The sequence below is a fragment of the Armatimonadia bacterium genome, from assembly GCA_039679385.1.
Taxonomy (GTDB): domain Bacteria; phylum Armatimonadota; class Zipacnadia; order Zipacnadales; family JABUFB01; genus JAJFTQ01.
The window spans coordinates 46,109-62,417 of sequence record JBDKVB010000091.1 but is presented as its reverse complement, the minus strand read 5'-3'; the positions used below and the strand labels follow the sequence as shown (position 1 = coordinate 62,417).

Sequence of the window (16,309 nt, the reverse complement as noted above, 5' to 3'; positions counted from 1 at the left end):
GGCTTAGCGGCCGCCGAGGTTCCGCACGATCACCTGTTCGCGCAGAGCGACCTCGTTGGGGTGCTGATCGGGCGGCAGTATGAATACGGTTGGCCCGCTCTGCTCAAGGTCCGTGTAGCCCTGCAGAGTGAGCGCCACGTTCTGCACGGTCCGGGAGGAGTAGTCCACACGGATCACGTCATTGACGAAGGGCTCTTTGCCGGCCGTATCCCGGCTGCTGTCATAGGCGTAGTTGCGCCGGTAGTAGTAGGAGATCTCGACCCGCAAGGTGCTTCCCGCCGGCAGGCCTCCGCTGAACAGTGCCTGGCTGTTGGGCCGGGGCGGGTCAAACCGTGAGAAGCGTACCTCAGCCGTGAGACCCATTCCCTCACCCGCGTCGAAGGTGCCGTTGCCATTGGTGTCCTGCAGAGCTCGCGACAGCACCGGGCAGAACTCGTCGCCGCGCAGTGAAGCCTGGTCGTAGTTGCTGCTGGGCTTGAGGTCGATCTCGCGGGTGATGCCACCACTGGTAGCGATCACACGGACCTTCACGGAGCCCGACTCGATGATGGCCGGCGCCAGGGTCCCGTTGCAGCTCGGGTCAAGGCGGAAGGCGATCGGAGCCGAGGCGCTGTCCGCCGGAGGCGAACTCGGTGGTGGCGTCGGCGGCGCCGGCGGTGTTCCCATGCTGGCTGTGTCGTAGGAAGGCCAGATCGGGTTCATGTCGGCAACTGCCGTCGGCACGTACCACCCGTTGCCGTTCTGCGTCAGGGTGAGGGTGCGTGTTACCCACTGCCCGGCTTGTACCTGTCCGCTGTCAGGGCGCAACTGCAGATCGACGCTGCGGATTGCCGCCGTCCAGCTGTCCATGTCCGTCCGCGACTGATCGTACCGCTGCGTGATCGGGTTCCAGGCATACAGCGAGATACGTGGGCTCAGCTCGGACCGAGAGATCGAGGTGGGCGGCAACATGAAGGTGCCTGTAAGGATGCCGTCCCACGCCGGGTAAGTAGACTTGTACACGACACCGTTGTCGGTCTTCAGCTCCTCACCGGCAACGCGGTGAGGCACGAACTGCAGACCATTGAACAGGTAGTACATCTCCGTGCCGCCGCAGCTCGGGCAGGCGGTTGCATAGCCCGGCGTCTGCTGACCGCAGGAGGCATTGGCGCATACGCTCGTGGTCGGGAGGAAGGTGGCGCCGTGTTTCGGCGTCATCGCGTTCTCCGCCAGGCTCTGGGAGTTCGCCAGAGCGGCATCCGTATAGCACCAGACGTTGCTGCTGTCGAACAGTCCGGCGCGCCTTCCCTCCGGCTGCGTGTCATCCCAGAGCAGTTCCTGTCGGTAGAGGACGAAGGGATTGTCCTCGCCATAGGGCTGCGTGGGATCGGCCAGGTGAACGTGGTAGCGGGCGATTTCCTGGTAGTGGCCGCCGGCACCCGTCGTGCGGATGGAGGCACGCACCGGGTACTCGACACGGCCAAAGTTGTCACGCCGAGGAATCGCGAAGCACACCTGTGAGTAGTTCGGTACGGCGCCGGATGCCAGCACACTCTCGGTCGGGTAAACGTACACGGCCTCCCCGAGTTCACGCCGGATCTGCTCCATGGCAAAGCGCGCCGCGTTCTGCAGGTTCACGTTGGCGCGACCGGTCGACACCCAGTCCAATCCAGCCATCATCGGCGCAAACAGCAGCGCGAACAGGATGACCATGATGGCCAGGGCAACCAGCACCTCAGTCAGGGTGAAGCCCTGACGACGCGACCCGGCAACTCTCACCACACTACCACCTTCTTTGGTGCTCGCATGACACGCTTACCGTCCTTCGGGGTGAGCGCTCGGGTTCTGTTCAGGACCTCTTTGCGCTCTTGTTTTCCCCGTCACCGAACTCCAACACTACCCCGCTTGCGTCGGATCATCCGCGGGCTCTATGCGCCACGCGTCAGTCTTCACGGCAGTGCCGGACCGGAACAGCTCGCCGGTCATGCGAAAGACCGAGCCATCCCAAAACAGTGCCTGGTAGACACCCTTGCCGCCCTTGCTGACGGACAGGTAGTGGAAGTCGCACCACAGAACAAGGGTCCGGTCATCAGGGTGCCAATCACGCCGGAAGGCAGGAACTGTGCTCGTGCTCGGCGCCTCCGGCAAGGAAGAGAGCTGCTGCTTCTCTTGAGGATCGCCAGAGTTCCTGCGTACCCCACGGCAGGACAGGAACTTGTACTGGTTCCAGTCGCCATAGGGGTTACCCGTATCGAAGGCTGCCTGGGTGTCCGCCGTATCGTAGCTATGGGAGTACAACGGATCGTTCTTAGGATGCCTGCTGTCCGCCGGGCAATGCAGGCTGTCAGAGCTCTTCAGATAGCCGCCGTCGACCAGAGCCAGCAGACCTACCCCGACCATCGCGTTGTTGGCTGTATCCGGGTAGTACGGCGGCGGCGCGCCGTTGTCCAGCGCATACTGCTTGAGCGCCATCCCGATCTGCTGCATCCGGGTGGTGCAGTTCATCGCCTTGTTGCCGTTTGCAAGGCTGAAGGCAACCGGGAGGGTGATCGCACTCACCAGTGCGGCGATGCCGATCACCACCATCAATTCAATCAGCGTGAACCCTCTAGACATATTCCGCCTCATGGTTGTCTCCCCGTTGCTGTGCCTTGTGCACCGCGGGCGGCCAACTAACATCGTGGACTTCTCAGGCTCAGACATCCGGGAAGAGCATGTTGGTCAGATCCATGCGCCCCTGACGTCCTGCCTCGGTCCGCCACCATCCGACCACTCGCACCGACACCCCGCGGACCCTGGTGATCCCGACGATGTCGGGCTCGTTCAGGGCGAACCCAAATCCGTAGCCCGCGCCCATGTTGCGTAGGTCGGTCACGACGTGCACCTCGTTGGACACCCGCCGCGGCGTACCCCAACCGGGCTTGCGGATCATGTAGTCGACCTGCACCGCCTGGTCCTCGCAGTACGCCGGCATGCCGTAGACATACCCGTAGGTATGCCCGCCTGTAACCTGGGTCCCCAGACAGAACTGGCGGTGCTGCCAGAAAGGTACGTTCGGAGTGAAGCCGGCAGTGACTTCGACGAACTCCGCCGGCGCGCGCTGAACCTGGATCGAGTGCTGCTCAAGGGTCCGGTAGTAGATGCGCACCGGGTGCCCAAGGCGGCTTGCCAGGGCTGTCGAGTCGATCGTCAGCAGACCCTTCCGGAAGTCGACGTTGCTGATGCCCCGCAGGAAGTCGAAGGAGGCATTGCTCGTCTGGCCTTCCCATCCGATTGGGGTGCCGTCGGTCAGGTCGACCATCATGACCCATTCCGGCTTGGTCAACTGCGTCCCATCAAAGGTCTGGGTGAACAGCTCGTTCGCATCGTCCAGGAACTCGATCCCAAGGGGCAATTCGTAAGGTGCCGTCGCCGGGATCGTCTTGTCTTCATGCATGATCAGAGCGAGCCGCTGGTTGGTCCCGCCCTGGATGTCTTCGCGCCGCAGCCGATAGCTTATCTTCAGCCTCTTGCCCACGGCATCGGGCGGGAAGTAGATGGCCTGCCCGGCACGGGAGTCGACGACAAAGCTCAGGCTACCTGTCGGCAGTGTGGTTCCGTTGGGATCACCAACCGAGCCCGTGTATCCATAGACTGCGTAGGCCTGCGTATTGCCCAGCACGACGGCGCCACCGCGACCGCTCGGGCCGACCGGCTGCTGAGCTTGAACCAGAGTGCCACCGGCCTGAACTGGGACCATTTCGTCGACCGCATGGCGCACCAGGTTGTTCGCGGTCCAGTCGTAGTCGACCGAGACGTAGCCGGTTCCGGAGTTAGCGATGAGCATCCCATCCGGCCTGAGGTAGAACTCGCCGGAAGCGACTGTGCCTCCCGGTCCCGGATCCACGGCTGCCTCGGTAAGGCTACGCAGCTCTATGACGGTAGGAAGGGTGTTCGGGTCGATCAGACCGCCCTTAGGCACATAGCAGGGGAAGCCGCCGGCCACGGAGGGTGCCGGGACCCTGAACTCCTCACCATAGACCTGCACGATGTCGTCCCGGCTGTTCACCGGGTTCGTGGTGAGGCTCGTGCTGTCCGGGTCCTGCGGCAAGCTGTTGGGATCCAGGGCGTTGATGTCGGCGTCTGCCGGCGCAGTAGCCTCGGGTGCCTCAGCGGCGTCGCTCTGGTAGCGCGAGGACAACTCAGCGACCGCACGGGTGATGGTGGTTCGCCGCTCCTCGTCGGACACGCTTTTGGAGAGCCGTGGGAAGAGGGCCGCCACCGAATAGACGCCGATCAGCAGGACAACCATGGCCGCCAGCAGCTCGATGAGCGTGAAACCGCTACGTCGCCCGCCGATGTGGCTGTACCCCTTCGTGTTCACTACCATCTTGCGCCTCCGCTATGCAGGACGGCCGCCGGAGCTCTCGTACGCTGCCCGATCCTCGTGTTTGGCCGGCGATCCCGAGGGTGCCTCTGGCAGAGACTTCCCTGGACACCTCTCGCCCAAACCTGCAAACTCTGGCCACTGACCCGGAAACGGCGCCACCTTCAACGACATGGGGCTGGCAACGGGATTCTGCGCCCCGTGCTCAGCCCCCAGCGGCTCAGCCGGCGACCGGAACTACTTCTGTATCTTCCACTGCGACGCACCGGACGCTTCCGGATGGGCCCAACCCGAGTAGTCAACGGTTTCAACGCGCCCGTTGATGCGCACCACGATATCGCGCCACCGTGCCGGCTCGGCATTGGCCGCCTTCGTCTCGTCGCGCCCATACCAGGCGCGGTGCGCACGACAGTGCAGCGCCACGGCGTTGTCCGGGCACTGACGGTTGGACAAGCGCGGGTAGAACCGCCACTTGGCCGGGTCCAACCAGGTCGGAACAGCCCCGCCGTCGGGCGTCGACATCGTCCACTTGGTTCCGTCCCACCAGGACTCGTCCCAGCCGTTGTTGTCGAAACCACCGTAGTTATAGGTGATCATGCACAGATCGCTGGCGGTACCCATCCCGCCGGCGACTTTCTCGAACTGCCACATGTCCGTGCCCGTGGCCGTCGAATCAAACATGAAATGCACTGGGCCATTGTAGGTCGAGTAATGCTTCGGAATCTGCTTGCCGCGGATGTTCCCAGCGTCGTTGGGGCACTCCAGCACTGTCGAGGACTTGATGTAGTCCGGGGCTACCGCGCTGACGCCGCCCTGATACTCGTTGAGGTTCGCATCGTAGAAGGGCCGGAAAGGATAGCGCCCCCAGTCGGCTTTGTACGCGCCGAGAGCGGTGGACAACTGCATGAGGTTGGCGGAGCATTTCGCCTGTCGCGCCTTTTCCTGAGTGCTGCTGATGACCGGCATCAGGATACCGGCGAGGACTGCGATGATAGCTATCACTACGAGCAACTCGATAAGTGTGAAACCCCGTCCCATGCGGTTGATCATGTGCATTCCGCTGCACCTCTCTAGGGTTGGCCAAGTCGCTTCAGCTTGCGCGAAGCAAACAGGTTTGCCACGCTCTTGCCGCAACCTAAGCCACTACTGTCTCTACCCACTACCTGTGCGCAGTAAACCTGGGTAGGCCATCTGTTACCCCCCGGCGAGGCCCGGCACAGGGGCCTACCAGCCCCTGCGAAGCGCGCCTCTCGATCCGTCTCACCCACCGTAGAGGCTGAGAATCCAGCCTCCAAGGGCGGGGTACAACATCAGCACCACACCACCTGCGGCCAGCATCGGCCCGAAGGGGATGTAGTCACCGCGTTTGCGGATCCCGGTCACCAGCAGGAACACCGATACGACAGCCCCGACCACGACAGACAACAGACACCAGGCCACGAACAGGTAACCCGGGCCAAAGAAGGCTCCCATGCCCGCGGCCAGTTTCACGTCACCGAAACCCAGCACCGGCTTGCCGAAGACCCGCTCGAACACCCACGACACGGACCAGAACGCCGCGGCGCCCAGACATAGCCCTACGATCGAACTGGGGAGCAGCAAGCTATGCGGCTGCCCACCGATTTCCTGGGCGAAACGCAGGGCATGGGTGGCTTCCTGGCCGCCAGTCACCCCGGTCACATCGTGGAGCAGGTCGACCAGGTTGATTCCGATCCCTACCGCGGCGATGATCGCCACCAGTTCGTCAGGGATGATCATATGATCCAGATCGATGAAGAAGGCCAGAAGCAGGCAGCAGCCAACCACGAACACACCCAGGGCATACCATGACAACGCGAAGTTGCCCACGCATCCGAGCAACAGGAGGCCGGTGAGCGCCTCGACCACCGCATAGCGGGGGCTGTACGAGTGATGGCAATGGCGGCATCGGCCGCCCAGCAGGACATAGCTGAGCACCGGCACCATGTCGACTCCGGTGAGTCTTGCCCCACAGCTGCCGCAGTGAGACGGCGGCGTGACGATGGACTCACAGCGCGGCCACCGGTAGATGACCACATTCAGAAAGCTGCCGATGACCGACCCAGTGATGAAGATCAGGACCCAGGCCGCCGGGTTGTCGGGGACGTATATCATCGCTGTGATCCGTTTCAGTCCGAGCCCGTGGCTCCGGCCGGCAAGCACCACAAAAGCCGGACCCCATGCAGCCCGCGGCCGTCTCTTCCTCTTGTGCCCTTCGGATTCCTTCTGCCGCTTCGAGGCTTTCCGGGCCCGCCACCACCCTCAGCCACGACTGGCCTTCCCTCCAGGTCACCTGTGTTCAGCAAAGCCCTCTGCACAAAACGGAGAGCGGTCGGAACGGGAGTCCCGACCGCTGTGACCAGCTGTCAATCCTGATTCCGGACGTGTGCCGGAGCCCTGCTCCTACTGGGACAGCTCGCCGATGATGGCGATCAGCGGCAGGAACATACTGACGACGATGAAGCCGACGACGCCACCCAGGAACATGATAAGCAGTGGTTCCAGAGCGCTTGTCAGAGATTCGAGGGAAGCGTCCACTTCGCTTTCGTAGAAGTCGGCAACCTTCTCCAGCATCTGGTCAAGCTGACCGGTCTCCTCACCGATGGTGATCATCTGCACCACCATGGGAGGGAACATCTTGGAGTGCGCCAACGGGTCAGCAATCGTGTCGCCTTCGCGGATGGCTGCACGGGACAGGAGGATAGCGTCAGCGATGATGTCGTTGTCAACCGTACCGGCCACTGTCTCCATAGCGGACAGGATCGGCACACCCGAAGAGAGCAGTGTCGAGAGTGTGCGGGCAAAGCGCGAGATCGCGATCTTGTGGTTCAGGGAGCCGAATACAGGGAAGCGCAACTTCAGCATGTCGAGATAGCGCTTCCCGGTTTTGGTCGCCTTGATACGGTTGTAGGCGATGGTCAAGCCCACGATGATGGCGATCATTATGTACCACTTGCTGGTCATGAAGCCGCTGAGCTTCATGAGGATGAGCGTGGGCAGGGGGAACTTGTCTTCGGTCATGCCCAGTTCCACGAACATCTTCATGAACTTAGGCAAGATGAAGGTGACCAGGAAGGTCACGATACCGATGGCTGCGACCATGACCAGGACCGGGTAGGTCATTGAGGACTTGACCTTCCGGCGCAGTTCCATGTCTTTCTCGAGAAAGCCTGCGAGGCGGTCGAGGGTTTCGTCGAGGACACCGCCGACCTCTCCTGCGCGAACGAGACCGACGGCCAGGTTGGTGAATACGCGCGGGTGCTTGGCCATCGCGCGCGACATCGTGGCGCCGCCTTCGACCTCCACCTCGATGTCTCGGATGATCTCTTTGAGGGCGGCGCTATCAGTCTGCTGCTCGAGAACGTCGAGGCAGCGCACCAGCGACACGCCAGCGTTGATCATGGTTGCGAACTGGCGGCAGAAGATGGAGAGGTGGCGTGCGGTGACTTTGCGGCCTCGGATTCGACGACCGGCCTTCTTCTTGACCAGCGCCTGGGTCTTCTTCTCCTCCACACTGCTGGTCATCAGGCCCTTGTCCCGCAACTGCTGGACCAGGGCCTCCTTCGTCGGCGCATCCTGCGTCCCCGTGACCTCTTTACCGGTCTTGTCCCTGGCTACGTACTCGAAGGTCGCCATTCGCGGTTCACTCCTTCTTCCACAACCTCACGTCGTGCGAACGACGGGGCGTGAAACACGGGGAAGCCTTCCCCCGAGAAGCCTGCCACTAGAGTATCGGCTGCGCCCATCCCCACCCTAAACCTAATGTTTACCGGCACGTTACCCTCTTCAACACCCGACGCGGCGGGGAAGTGCCTCAGTTCTGCCCTATTCGCCGTGGATAAGTTTCTCCAACTCGTCCGGGTTGTGCGACCGGCGCATGGCGGTCTCGTAGGTAATGAGGCTCTGCTTGTACAGATCGCGCAGCGCCTGGTCCATAGACTGCATGCCGGCTTCCGCGCTGGTCTGGATGATCGAGTGCATCTGGTGGGCCTTGTTCTCGCGGATGAGGTTGCGGATGGCGGCACTGGCGACCATAACCTCGATCGCTGCGACGCGGCCCGGCTGCCCCGCGCGAGGTAGCAACTGCTGTGACATGATTGCCACCAGGTTGTTGGAGAGCTGGACGCGGATCTGCTCCTGCTCGTCCGACGGGAAGACGTCGATCATGCGGTCGACGGACTCGGCCGCGTTGTTTGTGTGCAGGGTCGCCATGACAAGGTGACCGGTTTCCGCGCAGGTGATCGCCAACTGGATGGTCTCCAGGTCACGCATTTCACCAACGAGGATGACGTCGGGGTCTTCACGAAGAGCCGAGCGAAGTGCTGCGTTGAAGGTCAGGGTGTCCTGGCCCAGTTCACGCTGGTTGATGATGCACTTCCTGTGCGTGTGCAGGTACTCGATGGGGTCCTCAACCGTGATGATATGCTCGGACCGCTCGGTGTTGATCTGGTGGATGATGGAGGCCAGAGTGGTCGACTTGCCGCTACCGGTTGGCCCGGTCACGAGCACCAGTCCACGCGGCCGGCGTGCCAAGTCCTCAACGATGGCAGGCAGGCCGAGCTGCTGGATCGTCGGCACTTTCTGGGGGATCAGACGCAAAGCGCTCGCCACGGTACCCTTGTCGCGGAAAACGTTGACACGGAACCGGGCGATCTGACGCATCTGATAAGAGCAGTCGAGTTCGAGGTTGGTTTCAAAGCGCTGGATCTGGTCGTCGGTGAGGACGTCGTAGATCATCCGCTGCGCGATCGGAGGAGTCATGACCTCGTAGCGAGTAGGTTTGAGCTCACCGTCGATGCGCATCATGGGTGGCAAACCAACGGCCAGGTGAAGGTCGGAGGCGTTGTTGTTGACCATGATCTCGAGCAGCTCGTCAATGTGGACATCCTCAACCGGCTTGCGGCTCGGACGCTTGACCTGGGACTGCGCTGCGGCCCCAGTACCGTTGGCGTTCTGTACCATCGTGAGAGACCATCCTTCTGCGGATGAAGCATGCCGCTGCGCCACGCCGGGCGCGATCTGTCTAGCCCGCGTAGCTGCCGGCTGTGAAGACGATACGGGTCAGCTCTTCAACCGTGGTCATACCCGACAGAACCTTGCGGAAGCCGTCCTTCTGAAGAGTGATCATGCCGGCCGCGAGGGCCGCTTCCTTGATCTGACCCGCAGAGGCGCGCTTGACGATAAGCTCGGCGATCTCCTGGTTCATGGTCATGAGCTCGTACACGCCGACGCGACCACGGTACCCGGTGTGGCGGCACTTCTCGCAGCCGCGCCCGTGGTAGAAGACCATGTCCCGGTTCTCGGAGGCATCGGGGTCGAACCCAAAGCCGAGCAGTGCATCCTTCCGCGGTTCATAGGGCTCCTTGCAGTCCGGGCAGATGCGCCGCGCCAGACGCTGCGAAAGGGAGGCGATAACCGAGGAAGAGATAAGGAAGGGTTCAACACCCATATCAACCAGACGCGTAACGGTTGACGGAGCGTCATTCGTGTGCAGGGTGCTCAAGACAAGGTGACCGGTGAGAGCTGCCTGGATGGCGATTTCTGAAGTCTCGAGGTCACGGATCTCTCCGACCAGGATGATGTCCGGGTCCTGGCGCAGGAAGTACTTCAGCGCGATGGCGAAGGTCAGACCAGCCTTGCGGTTCACGTGTACCTGAGCGATACCATCGAGCTGGTACTCGACTGGGTCCTCAACCGTGATGATGTTGATCTCAACCGAGTTGATGCGGTTCAGAATCGAGTACTGCGTGGTCGTTTTGCCCGAACCCGTCGGACCGGTGGAAAGGATCATGCCGTTCGGCTGGCGGATCAGTTTCTCGAGGTCGGCAAGCATGCTGCGATCGAAGCCAAGGGCTTCCAGACCGATCTCGATGGAGCTCTTGTCGAGGATCCGCATGACGAACTTCTCGCCACCGGTAGTCGGAATGACGGAGCAGCGCAGGTCGTAGTCCTTGCCGGCGTGCCGCACATGGATGCGGCCGTCCTGAGGAACACGACGCTCTGCGATGTTCATCTCCGACATGATCTTGTACCGGGAGACGAGCGGCGCGTGTACGTGTTTGGGAACCTGCATCATGTCGTGGAGCACGCCGTCGATCCGATAACGCACACGGACTTTGTCTCGGTAGGGCTCGACGTGGATGTCGCTGGCGCGGTCCTGGATAGCGCGCTGCAGGATGACCTTGGCGATCTTGATGATCGGGGCTTCATCGGCGACGTCGGCCACGCGGTCCGTGGTGACCCGCGTCTCCTTGTTTTCGTAGGTGTCCTCGCCACCGAGCATGCCTGACGTACGCACGGACTCGGTGAGGGCTCGCATGTCCAGCCCTTCGAAGTTCGTGGTGCTGCCGTCGGTGCCGGTGGCGGAGGAAGCTGCAGCGACCGGTGGTGGAGTTCCGCCGGCGCCACCACCCCGCCGTTCGAAGGCGCCGCTGATCGCAATCTGGATCGATTCGGGGTCGGCCAGAAGCGGCTCGACGGCCTGCTGCAGATGCATCTTGAGGTCGTCGGCTGCGATGACGTCACCAGGTTCAGCCATCGCTACACGGATGCAGCCATCGCCACGGCCCACCGGCACAGCGTTGTAGCGTTCGAGGATCTCACGGGGGACCAGGGAGGCCACATTCGCATCGACCGGCTGCTTGGACAGGTCGACGAAGGGCACGCGCAATTGCTCGGCGAGGGTCTCATAGAGGGGGACTCGATCGACGAAACCTAGAGTGATGAGGACTTGGCCCAGCATCTCTCCGGTCGTCTGGCTCTGGGTCGCGAGCGCATCGTTGAGTTGCTGCTCGGTAATCAGGCCCTTTTCGATGAGCATCTGACCAATCTGCTTGCGACCGCCGACAGGCCTGCGCATGGCCATACACCTCTCGCGTGAGGTAGGAAGTCCCCGTATGATGGTGCGATGTGACGAGACGCTCGGTGCCGGGCGGCCCGCTGAGCCGTAACCGGAGCAACAGCCTGTCGGCGAAAGGTCAGGCGCAAGCCGAGGGCATCCCGGCCCGCCAGATCGCCGTCCGCCTTATGGCACGTTGCATTATAGGTCACGCCACAACCGCAAGTCAACAAAACAGCCGCCTGGCAATCGGCCACCCTCTACCCGCACCGCGTCGTCACCCAGGCGCTTTGGCGGCAACGGATATCGACCACCGCAAAACCATGACGCCGCCGATCATCGGGGGACCTTTCCTCGCCGGTGTGAGGGATTCCTGCATGCCTGTCGACACCTTCTGCGAAGGTGTGCTGCCTTGCAAAGCCCTCCTGCTGCAGGTATAATCCAGGTGCAAGAGGTTTCCCTGCGCTGCGCGTGACGTCCAACAGTTTCGGCCCAACACCTGCGATTAGGGAGCTCGGGCTCCGTCTGCAACGCGACGTCTCGCCTCTGGTTGCGCCACTGCCCGGGCAGGAGCGGACCACACGGGATATGCAATGTAGGTGGGAGAGCACCCACATTAATTGTGGGTCCGAAAACTTGAGGAGGCACGGCATTTGCGGGGAGCCTCTTTTGTGTTCCCCTCAGGGGGTAGACCACGGGTGCTGCGGCCCACAGTCACTGCTGACCCCGTAGGGCTGCAGTTCACGCCTGGCCTTCCCCACTCCACCTGCCCGGAATCCCATGACCCTTTTTGACACCCCCCAGGACCCCAGTGGGACGCCCCTGGCGGCGAGGATGCGGCCCCGTTCCCTGGAGGAAGTGGTGGGCCAGTCTCACCTGACTGCGCCGGGTTCTGTGTTCCGTCGTGCCCTCGACCGCGACCGCCTTCCCTCGGTGATTCTCCATGGCCCTGCCGGCACCGGCAAGAGCACTCTTGCGCGAGTGGTTGCCGGACAGACCGAGCATCGTTTCCTGGAGCTCTCGGCCGTCTCGGCCGGCGTGAAGGAGATTCGCGAGGCTGCCAAGAGTGCACGCGAAGCCCTGACCTTGCACAACCGGCGCACCATCCTCTTCATCGATGAGATCCACCGACTGAACAAAGCCCAGCAGGACCAGCTTCTCCCCTACGTCGAGGACGGCTCCTTCACGCTCATCGGTGCGACCACCGAGAACCCGTACTTTAGTGTCATCGCTCCGCTGCTTTCCCGCTGTCGGCTGTTCGGCCTGGAGAAGCTCTCAACGGCGGACCTGAGGGAGCTGGTGCAACGCGCCCTCACCGACGCGGAACGAGGCGTGGCCTCGCTCGGAGCTGACGTCGACGAGGACGCCCTGGAGCACCTGTGTGAGGCTGCCGACGGTGACGCTCGAGTGGCTCTGGGAGCGCTGGAACTGGCTGCCATCACCGCAGAGCCTGACGCGGAGGGACGTCGCCGCATCGATCTTGCAGGAGCGGAGGCGGCGCTCCAGCAGCCGGTCCTCAAGTACGACCGCGCCGGCGACGAGCACTACGACACGATCTCGGCCTTCATCAAGAGTATGCGCGGTTCGGATCCGGACGCCACTATGTATTGGTTGGCGAAGATGCTCGAGGCCGGAGAGGACCCGCGCTTCATCGCACGGCGGATCCTCATCCAGTCTGCAGAGGACGTCGGGCTGGCCGACCCGCTGGCGCTCAGGGTTGCGGTTGCCGCGGCGGATGCGGTAGAATACGTAGGCCTACCGGAGGCCCAGATTCCGCTGGCAATGGCGGCTTTGTACCTGGCCCTGGCGCCCAAGAGCAACTCGGCCTGCGCGGCCATTGCGGCGGCCCGGGAGGCCGTCCGTGCAGAGGGTGCGTCCGCCGTCCCCGGGCATCTGGCAGGCGGCATGCGACCCGGCGACGCAAGGTCCGAGTACCTCTATCCGCACGACTACCCCGGCGGCTGGGTCGGCCAGGACTACCTGCCACCAGGCCTTCAGGGCCGTCGGTTCTACACGCCGAAGGATAACCCACGCGAGCAAAAGATCGCCGCCCACCTGGCCGCTCTGCAGCAGGCGCGTCAGACGACGCAGCCCGACGACTCGGCGGCCAAGGACAAGGATAGCGGCTCCACCAAAGGTGAGAGCGTTGAGAATTCAGCCTGACCTCATCGACGGTTGGCTCAAGAACATCGCCATCGAGGGCGAGCTGGACGCCTACACAGCCCCGCGTCTGCTCGAAGCAATCACCGCCGCGTTGGACGAGGGCGTCGCCTGGCTTGTCATCGACATGCGGCAGGCCGAGTACATCGACAGCGTGGCTCTCGGAATCCTCATTGGTGGAGTGAAGCGGGCCGGCGAGAAGAACGGCGACCTGGCCGTCGTATGCGGACGCCCGAACATCCGCCGCGTCTTCGATGTCTCCGGCACCGCTGAGCTGCTCAACGTTCAGGACGATTTCGGGCGGGCAGTGGAGACCCTGGCCGGCGAACGCGCCGCCCGCGGTGGTTGTCAGGCCACCGCCCAGGGAGGTGCGGGGCAGTGAGCGAGGTCTGCGCCGACGTCGTTGAGCTGAAGCTGCTACCCGACGCCAAGTATATCGCCGTGGTGCGCCTTGCGGCTGCAGCCGTCGCCTCCCGTGCCGGCATGACGGTCGACGATGTGGATGACCTCAAGGTCGCCGTCAGCGAGGTCTTCACCAACGTCATCGACCACGCTTTTGAGGGGCGCGAACTGCGTCCCGTCGTCATACGGATGACGCCTCGACCCACCGGTCTCGCCGTCGAGATCATTGACGAAGGCGTCGGCTTTGATGTGGGAAGTCGCGACTTCAATGCCGAGGCCGACCTCTCCCAGGAGGGCGGTCTGGGCCTGTACCTGGTGCACCGCTACATGGACGAGGTCAGCATCGAGAGTGCCCCGGGCAGCGGTACCAAGGTAACCATGCTAAAGCGTCTGGCGAGGTGATGTGCTTTGGCACCTCGTTGGGATGCCATGTCAACCAATGAGCTTTTCAGGGAGTTGCGTAGTAGCTCGGATCCCGAGCTTCGCGACTACCTGATCGAGCGCCATGAGGGGCTGGTGCGCCACGTCGCCCGCGAGTATCTGTCCTCGGGCGAGGCGTATGAGGACATCGTGAGCGTCGGCCACGTGGGGCTGATCCACGCCGTCGACCGCTTCGACCCGCTCCGCGGAACCAAGTTCGCCACCTTCGCCGTCCCCACGATCAAGGGCGAGATCCGCCGGTACTTCCGCGATCGAACCTGGGGAGTGCGAGTGCCGCGCAGGGTCCAGGAGCTCTCCCTCAAGGCGCGGAAGGTCAGCGAGGGTCTCTCGCAGGCTCACGGACGCTCACCAACCTATACCGAGCTGGCGCAGGCACTGGGTGTTCAGGAAGAGGACGTCATTGAGGCGATCGAAGTGGGGCGTCAGTATGAGCTCCTGAGCATCGACGCCATGACCGCCGATAACTCGGGCGAAGAGACGGTGCCCGAGTCGGAACGAGCCGGCTCCCTTGATCCTGACCTTGAGGACATCGGTGAGAAAGATGAGATGCGCCGGGCGCTGCGCCAGTTGCCCGACCGTGAGCGCGTCATCCTCTTCCTGCGCTATTTCCAGGACATGTCGCAACAGGAAGTCGGCGATCGTCTGGGCATCTCCCAGATGCACGTGTCGCGACTGCAGCACCGGGCCTTGCAGAAACTGCGTCGTATCATGGGCAAAGACCGATAGCTCTGCGGTGCGTCGGGCCACGCCGAAGCCAAGGTCTTGGCGTGACGAGGCGCTTGCGCACCGCTACCGCACCTGAGGTGACCGGGGTCCGTGGATTCGCGTCGCTGGCTCCAACTGATGTCTGCGGTCTGCGTCGGCATTCTTGTTGCCAGCGCCAGCATGTGGGTGCTGCAGCGGATAGCTCCGACCCTGTGGCTCTTCGCTGCCGGCTTCGCGGTCGCCTACGTCCTCGATCCACTCCTCGACCGCCTGGAGACACGTGGGTGGTCGCGGGGCCAGGCCGTCGCACTGACGATGGTCGTCTTTGCCTGCATCCTGTTCGCCGTCGGCGCCTGGGGGATTCCGGCGCTGGTCTTGCAGACCCAGCACCTTGTCAAGCAGTGGCCGCAGTACAACGCGGAGATCGTCCAGGGCTATGAGAGCTGTGAACAGTGGGCACGGGCCTACCTGAGCGCTCACTTCCCGGACTACGACGTCATGGCCTTCGTGGACGAGAAGATGACCCAGGCCCAGGGCTGGGCCCAGGAGAGGCTGCCTTCGCTGCTCAAGTTCATCAGCGACACTCTGTTGGCCTCGGTGTCCTTTCTCGGCTTGCTGCTCATGGTCCTCTTCATCGCTCTGAACTTCATGCTGTTCATCGACCCCTTCCGCCGGTCGGTGCGCGCCATGTTGTCGAAGGAGACCGGCGACGGCGTTGCCGACATCGGGCGCCGCGTGAACGTGATGCTGGGCCAGTACCTTCGCGGCCAGGCGACCATGTGCTTCATCATGGGTTCGCTGGCCACCCTGGCACTCTTCGTCCTGGGTCGCATCTTCGGCACGCAGTATGGGCTTGTGGTCGGCGTCCTGGCCGGTGTCGTCTACGTCGTCCCGTGGATCGGCGCCTTCCTGACGAACGTAGCCGCGATCATCATTGGCTACATCACCGCGACCCACGATCCGGTGATCTCCGCGGTCTGCGCGATGGCGGCGATGACGACCATCAACTTCGTCTGCGACAACATCCTTACGCCCAGGGTCCTGGGGCGCGAGGTGGGACTGCATCCCCTGGTCATCATCTTTGCGCTCATGGCCGGAGTGCAGGTCCTGGGTGTCCCGGGGATGATCATCGCCACTCCCGCGGCCGCAGCGATCAAGATCATTCTCGCGCGATGGTTGCCGCTGCAGGAGGTCGAGACGAAGCCCGGCAAGGCTGCACCGCTGGCCTTTGACCTCCAGCGCGCAGCGCACATGGCGCTCTCGGCTCTGGGTCGGGTGACCGAGAGGATTGAGGACGCCGTCGGCCTCGCCCGCGAGAGCGATGAGGAGACAGAGGACACAACCGCCCGGCCAGCGGAGACGAAGACGCCGCCCACCGATACCTAGAGCAGTTGACCAAC

13 protein-coding genes and 1 other RNA gene are annotated in these 16,309 nt (G+C 63.0%); 6 read left to right on the top strand and 8 right to left on the bottom strand.

Annotation, left to right across the window (positions count from 1 at the left end; all coding sequences use genetic code 11):
- Positions 1 to 3: 3 nt before the first annotated feature.
- The 8 genes from ABFE16_10680 to ABFE16_10645 form a co-directional block, all read right to left on the bottom strand.
- Positions 4 to 1,758 (bottom strand): type II secretion system protein, encoded by a 1,755-nt coding sequence (locus ABFE16_10680; protein ID MEN6345758.1) that lies wholly within the window; start codon positions 1,756 to 1,758, stop codon positions 4 to 6.
- 117 nt (positions 1,759 to 1,875) lie between these two features.
- Positions 1,876 to 2,595 carry a prepilin-type N-terminal cleavage/methylation domain-containing protein gene (locus ABFE16_10675; protein ID MEN6345757.1) on the bottom strand — a complete coding sequence of 240 codons (720 nt, stop codon included), beginning with the start codon at positions 2,593 to 2,595 and terminating at the stop codon, positions 1,876 to 1,878.
- A gap of 79 nt (positions 2,596 to 2,674) precedes the next feature.
- Positions 2,675 to 4,348: a type II secretion system protein gene (locus ABFE16_10670; GenBank protein MEN6345756.1), complete on the bottom strand. Its 1,674-nt coding sequence runs from the start codon at positions 4,346 to 4,348 to the stop codon at positions 2,675 to 2,677.
- 234 nt (positions 4,349 to 4,582) lie between these two features.
- The gene (locus tag ABFE16_10665; protein MEN6345755.1) at positions 4,583 to 5,401 is read right to left on the bottom strand and encodes a type II secretion system protein; all 819 of its coding nucleotides are present in this window, start codon (positions 5,399 to 5,401) and stop codon (positions 4,583 to 4,585) included.
- A 204-nt stretch (positions 5,402 to 5,605) separates the two neighbouring features.
- Positions 5,606 to 6,478, bottom strand: coding sequence for a prepilin peptidase (locus ABFE16_10660; GenBank protein MEN6345754.1), 873 nt, complete (start codon positions 6,476 to 6,478; stop codon positions 5,606 to 5,608).
- 288 nt (positions 6,479 to 6,766) lie between these two features.
- Positions 6,767 to 7,999 carry a type II secretion system F family protein gene (locus ABFE16_10655; protein ID MEN6345753.1) on the bottom strand — a complete coding sequence of 411 codons (1,233 nt, stop codon included), beginning with the start codon at positions 7,997 to 7,999 and terminating at the stop codon, positions 6,767 to 6,769.
- A 189-nt stretch (positions 8,000 to 8,188) separates the two neighbouring features.
- Positions 8,189 to 9,325 carry a type IV pilus twitching motility protein PilT gene (locus ABFE16_10650; GenBank protein ID MEN6345752.1) on the bottom strand — a complete coding sequence of 379 codons (1,137 nt, stop codon included), beginning with the start codon at positions 9,323 to 9,325 and terminating at the stop codon, positions 8,189 to 8,191.
- Between the two features lie 61 nt (positions 9,326 to 9,386).
- Positions 9,387 to 11,222 (bottom strand): ATPase, T2SS/T4P/T4SS family, encoded by a 1,836-nt coding sequence (locus ABFE16_10645; GenBank protein MEN6345751.1) that lies wholly within the window; start codon positions 11,220 to 11,222, stop codon positions 9,387 to 9,389.
- 433 nt (positions 11,223 to 11,655) lie between these two features.
- On the opposite strand from ABFE16_10645, the gene ssrS reads away from it, so the two are divergent.
- From ssrS to ABFE16_10615, 6 genes are all read left to right on the top strand, one after another.
- Positions 11,656 to 11,867: non-coding RNA, 6S RNA (gene ssrS, locus ABFE16_10640), on the top strand.
- 168 nt (positions 11,868 to 12,035) lie between these two features.
- Entirely contained in the window at positions 12,036 to 13,364 is a 1,329-nt protein-coding gene (locus ABFE16_10635) for a replication-associated recombination protein A (protein MEN6345750.1), read from the top strand.
- Complete coding sequence (locus tag ABFE16_10630) at positions 13,348 to 13,743, top strand: STAS domain-containing protein (protein ID MEN6345749.1); 396 nt, start codon at positions 13,348 to 13,350, stop codon at positions 13,741 to 13,743. The genes ABFE16_10635 and ABFE16_10630 overlap by 17 nt, the downstream gene beginning before the upstream one ends.
- On the top strand, positions 13,740 to 14,165 hold the full coding sequence (locus ABFE16_10625) for an ATP-binding protein (protein ID MEN6345748.1): 426 nt from the start codon (positions 13,740 to 13,742) through the stop codon (positions 14,163 to 14,165). Before ABFE16_10630 ends, ABFE16_10625 begins: the two co-directional genes overlap by 4 nt.
- Positions 14,166 to 14,219: 54 nt before the next feature.
- The gene (locus tag ABFE16_10620) at positions 14,220 to 14,930 is read left to right on the top strand and encodes a SigB/SigF/SigG family RNA polymerase sigma factor (GenBank protein ID MEN6345747.1); all 711 of its coding nucleotides are present in this window, start codon (positions 14,220 to 14,222) and stop codon (positions 14,928 to 14,930) included.
- 90 nt (positions 14,931 to 15,020) lie between these two features.
- Positions 15,021 to 16,295: an AI-2E family transporter gene (locus ABFE16_10615; GenBank protein MEN6345746.1), complete on the top strand. Its 1,275-nt coding sequence runs from the start codon at positions 15,021 to 15,023 to the stop codon at positions 16,293 to 16,295.
- Positions 16,296 to 16,309 lie beyond the last annotated feature (14 nt).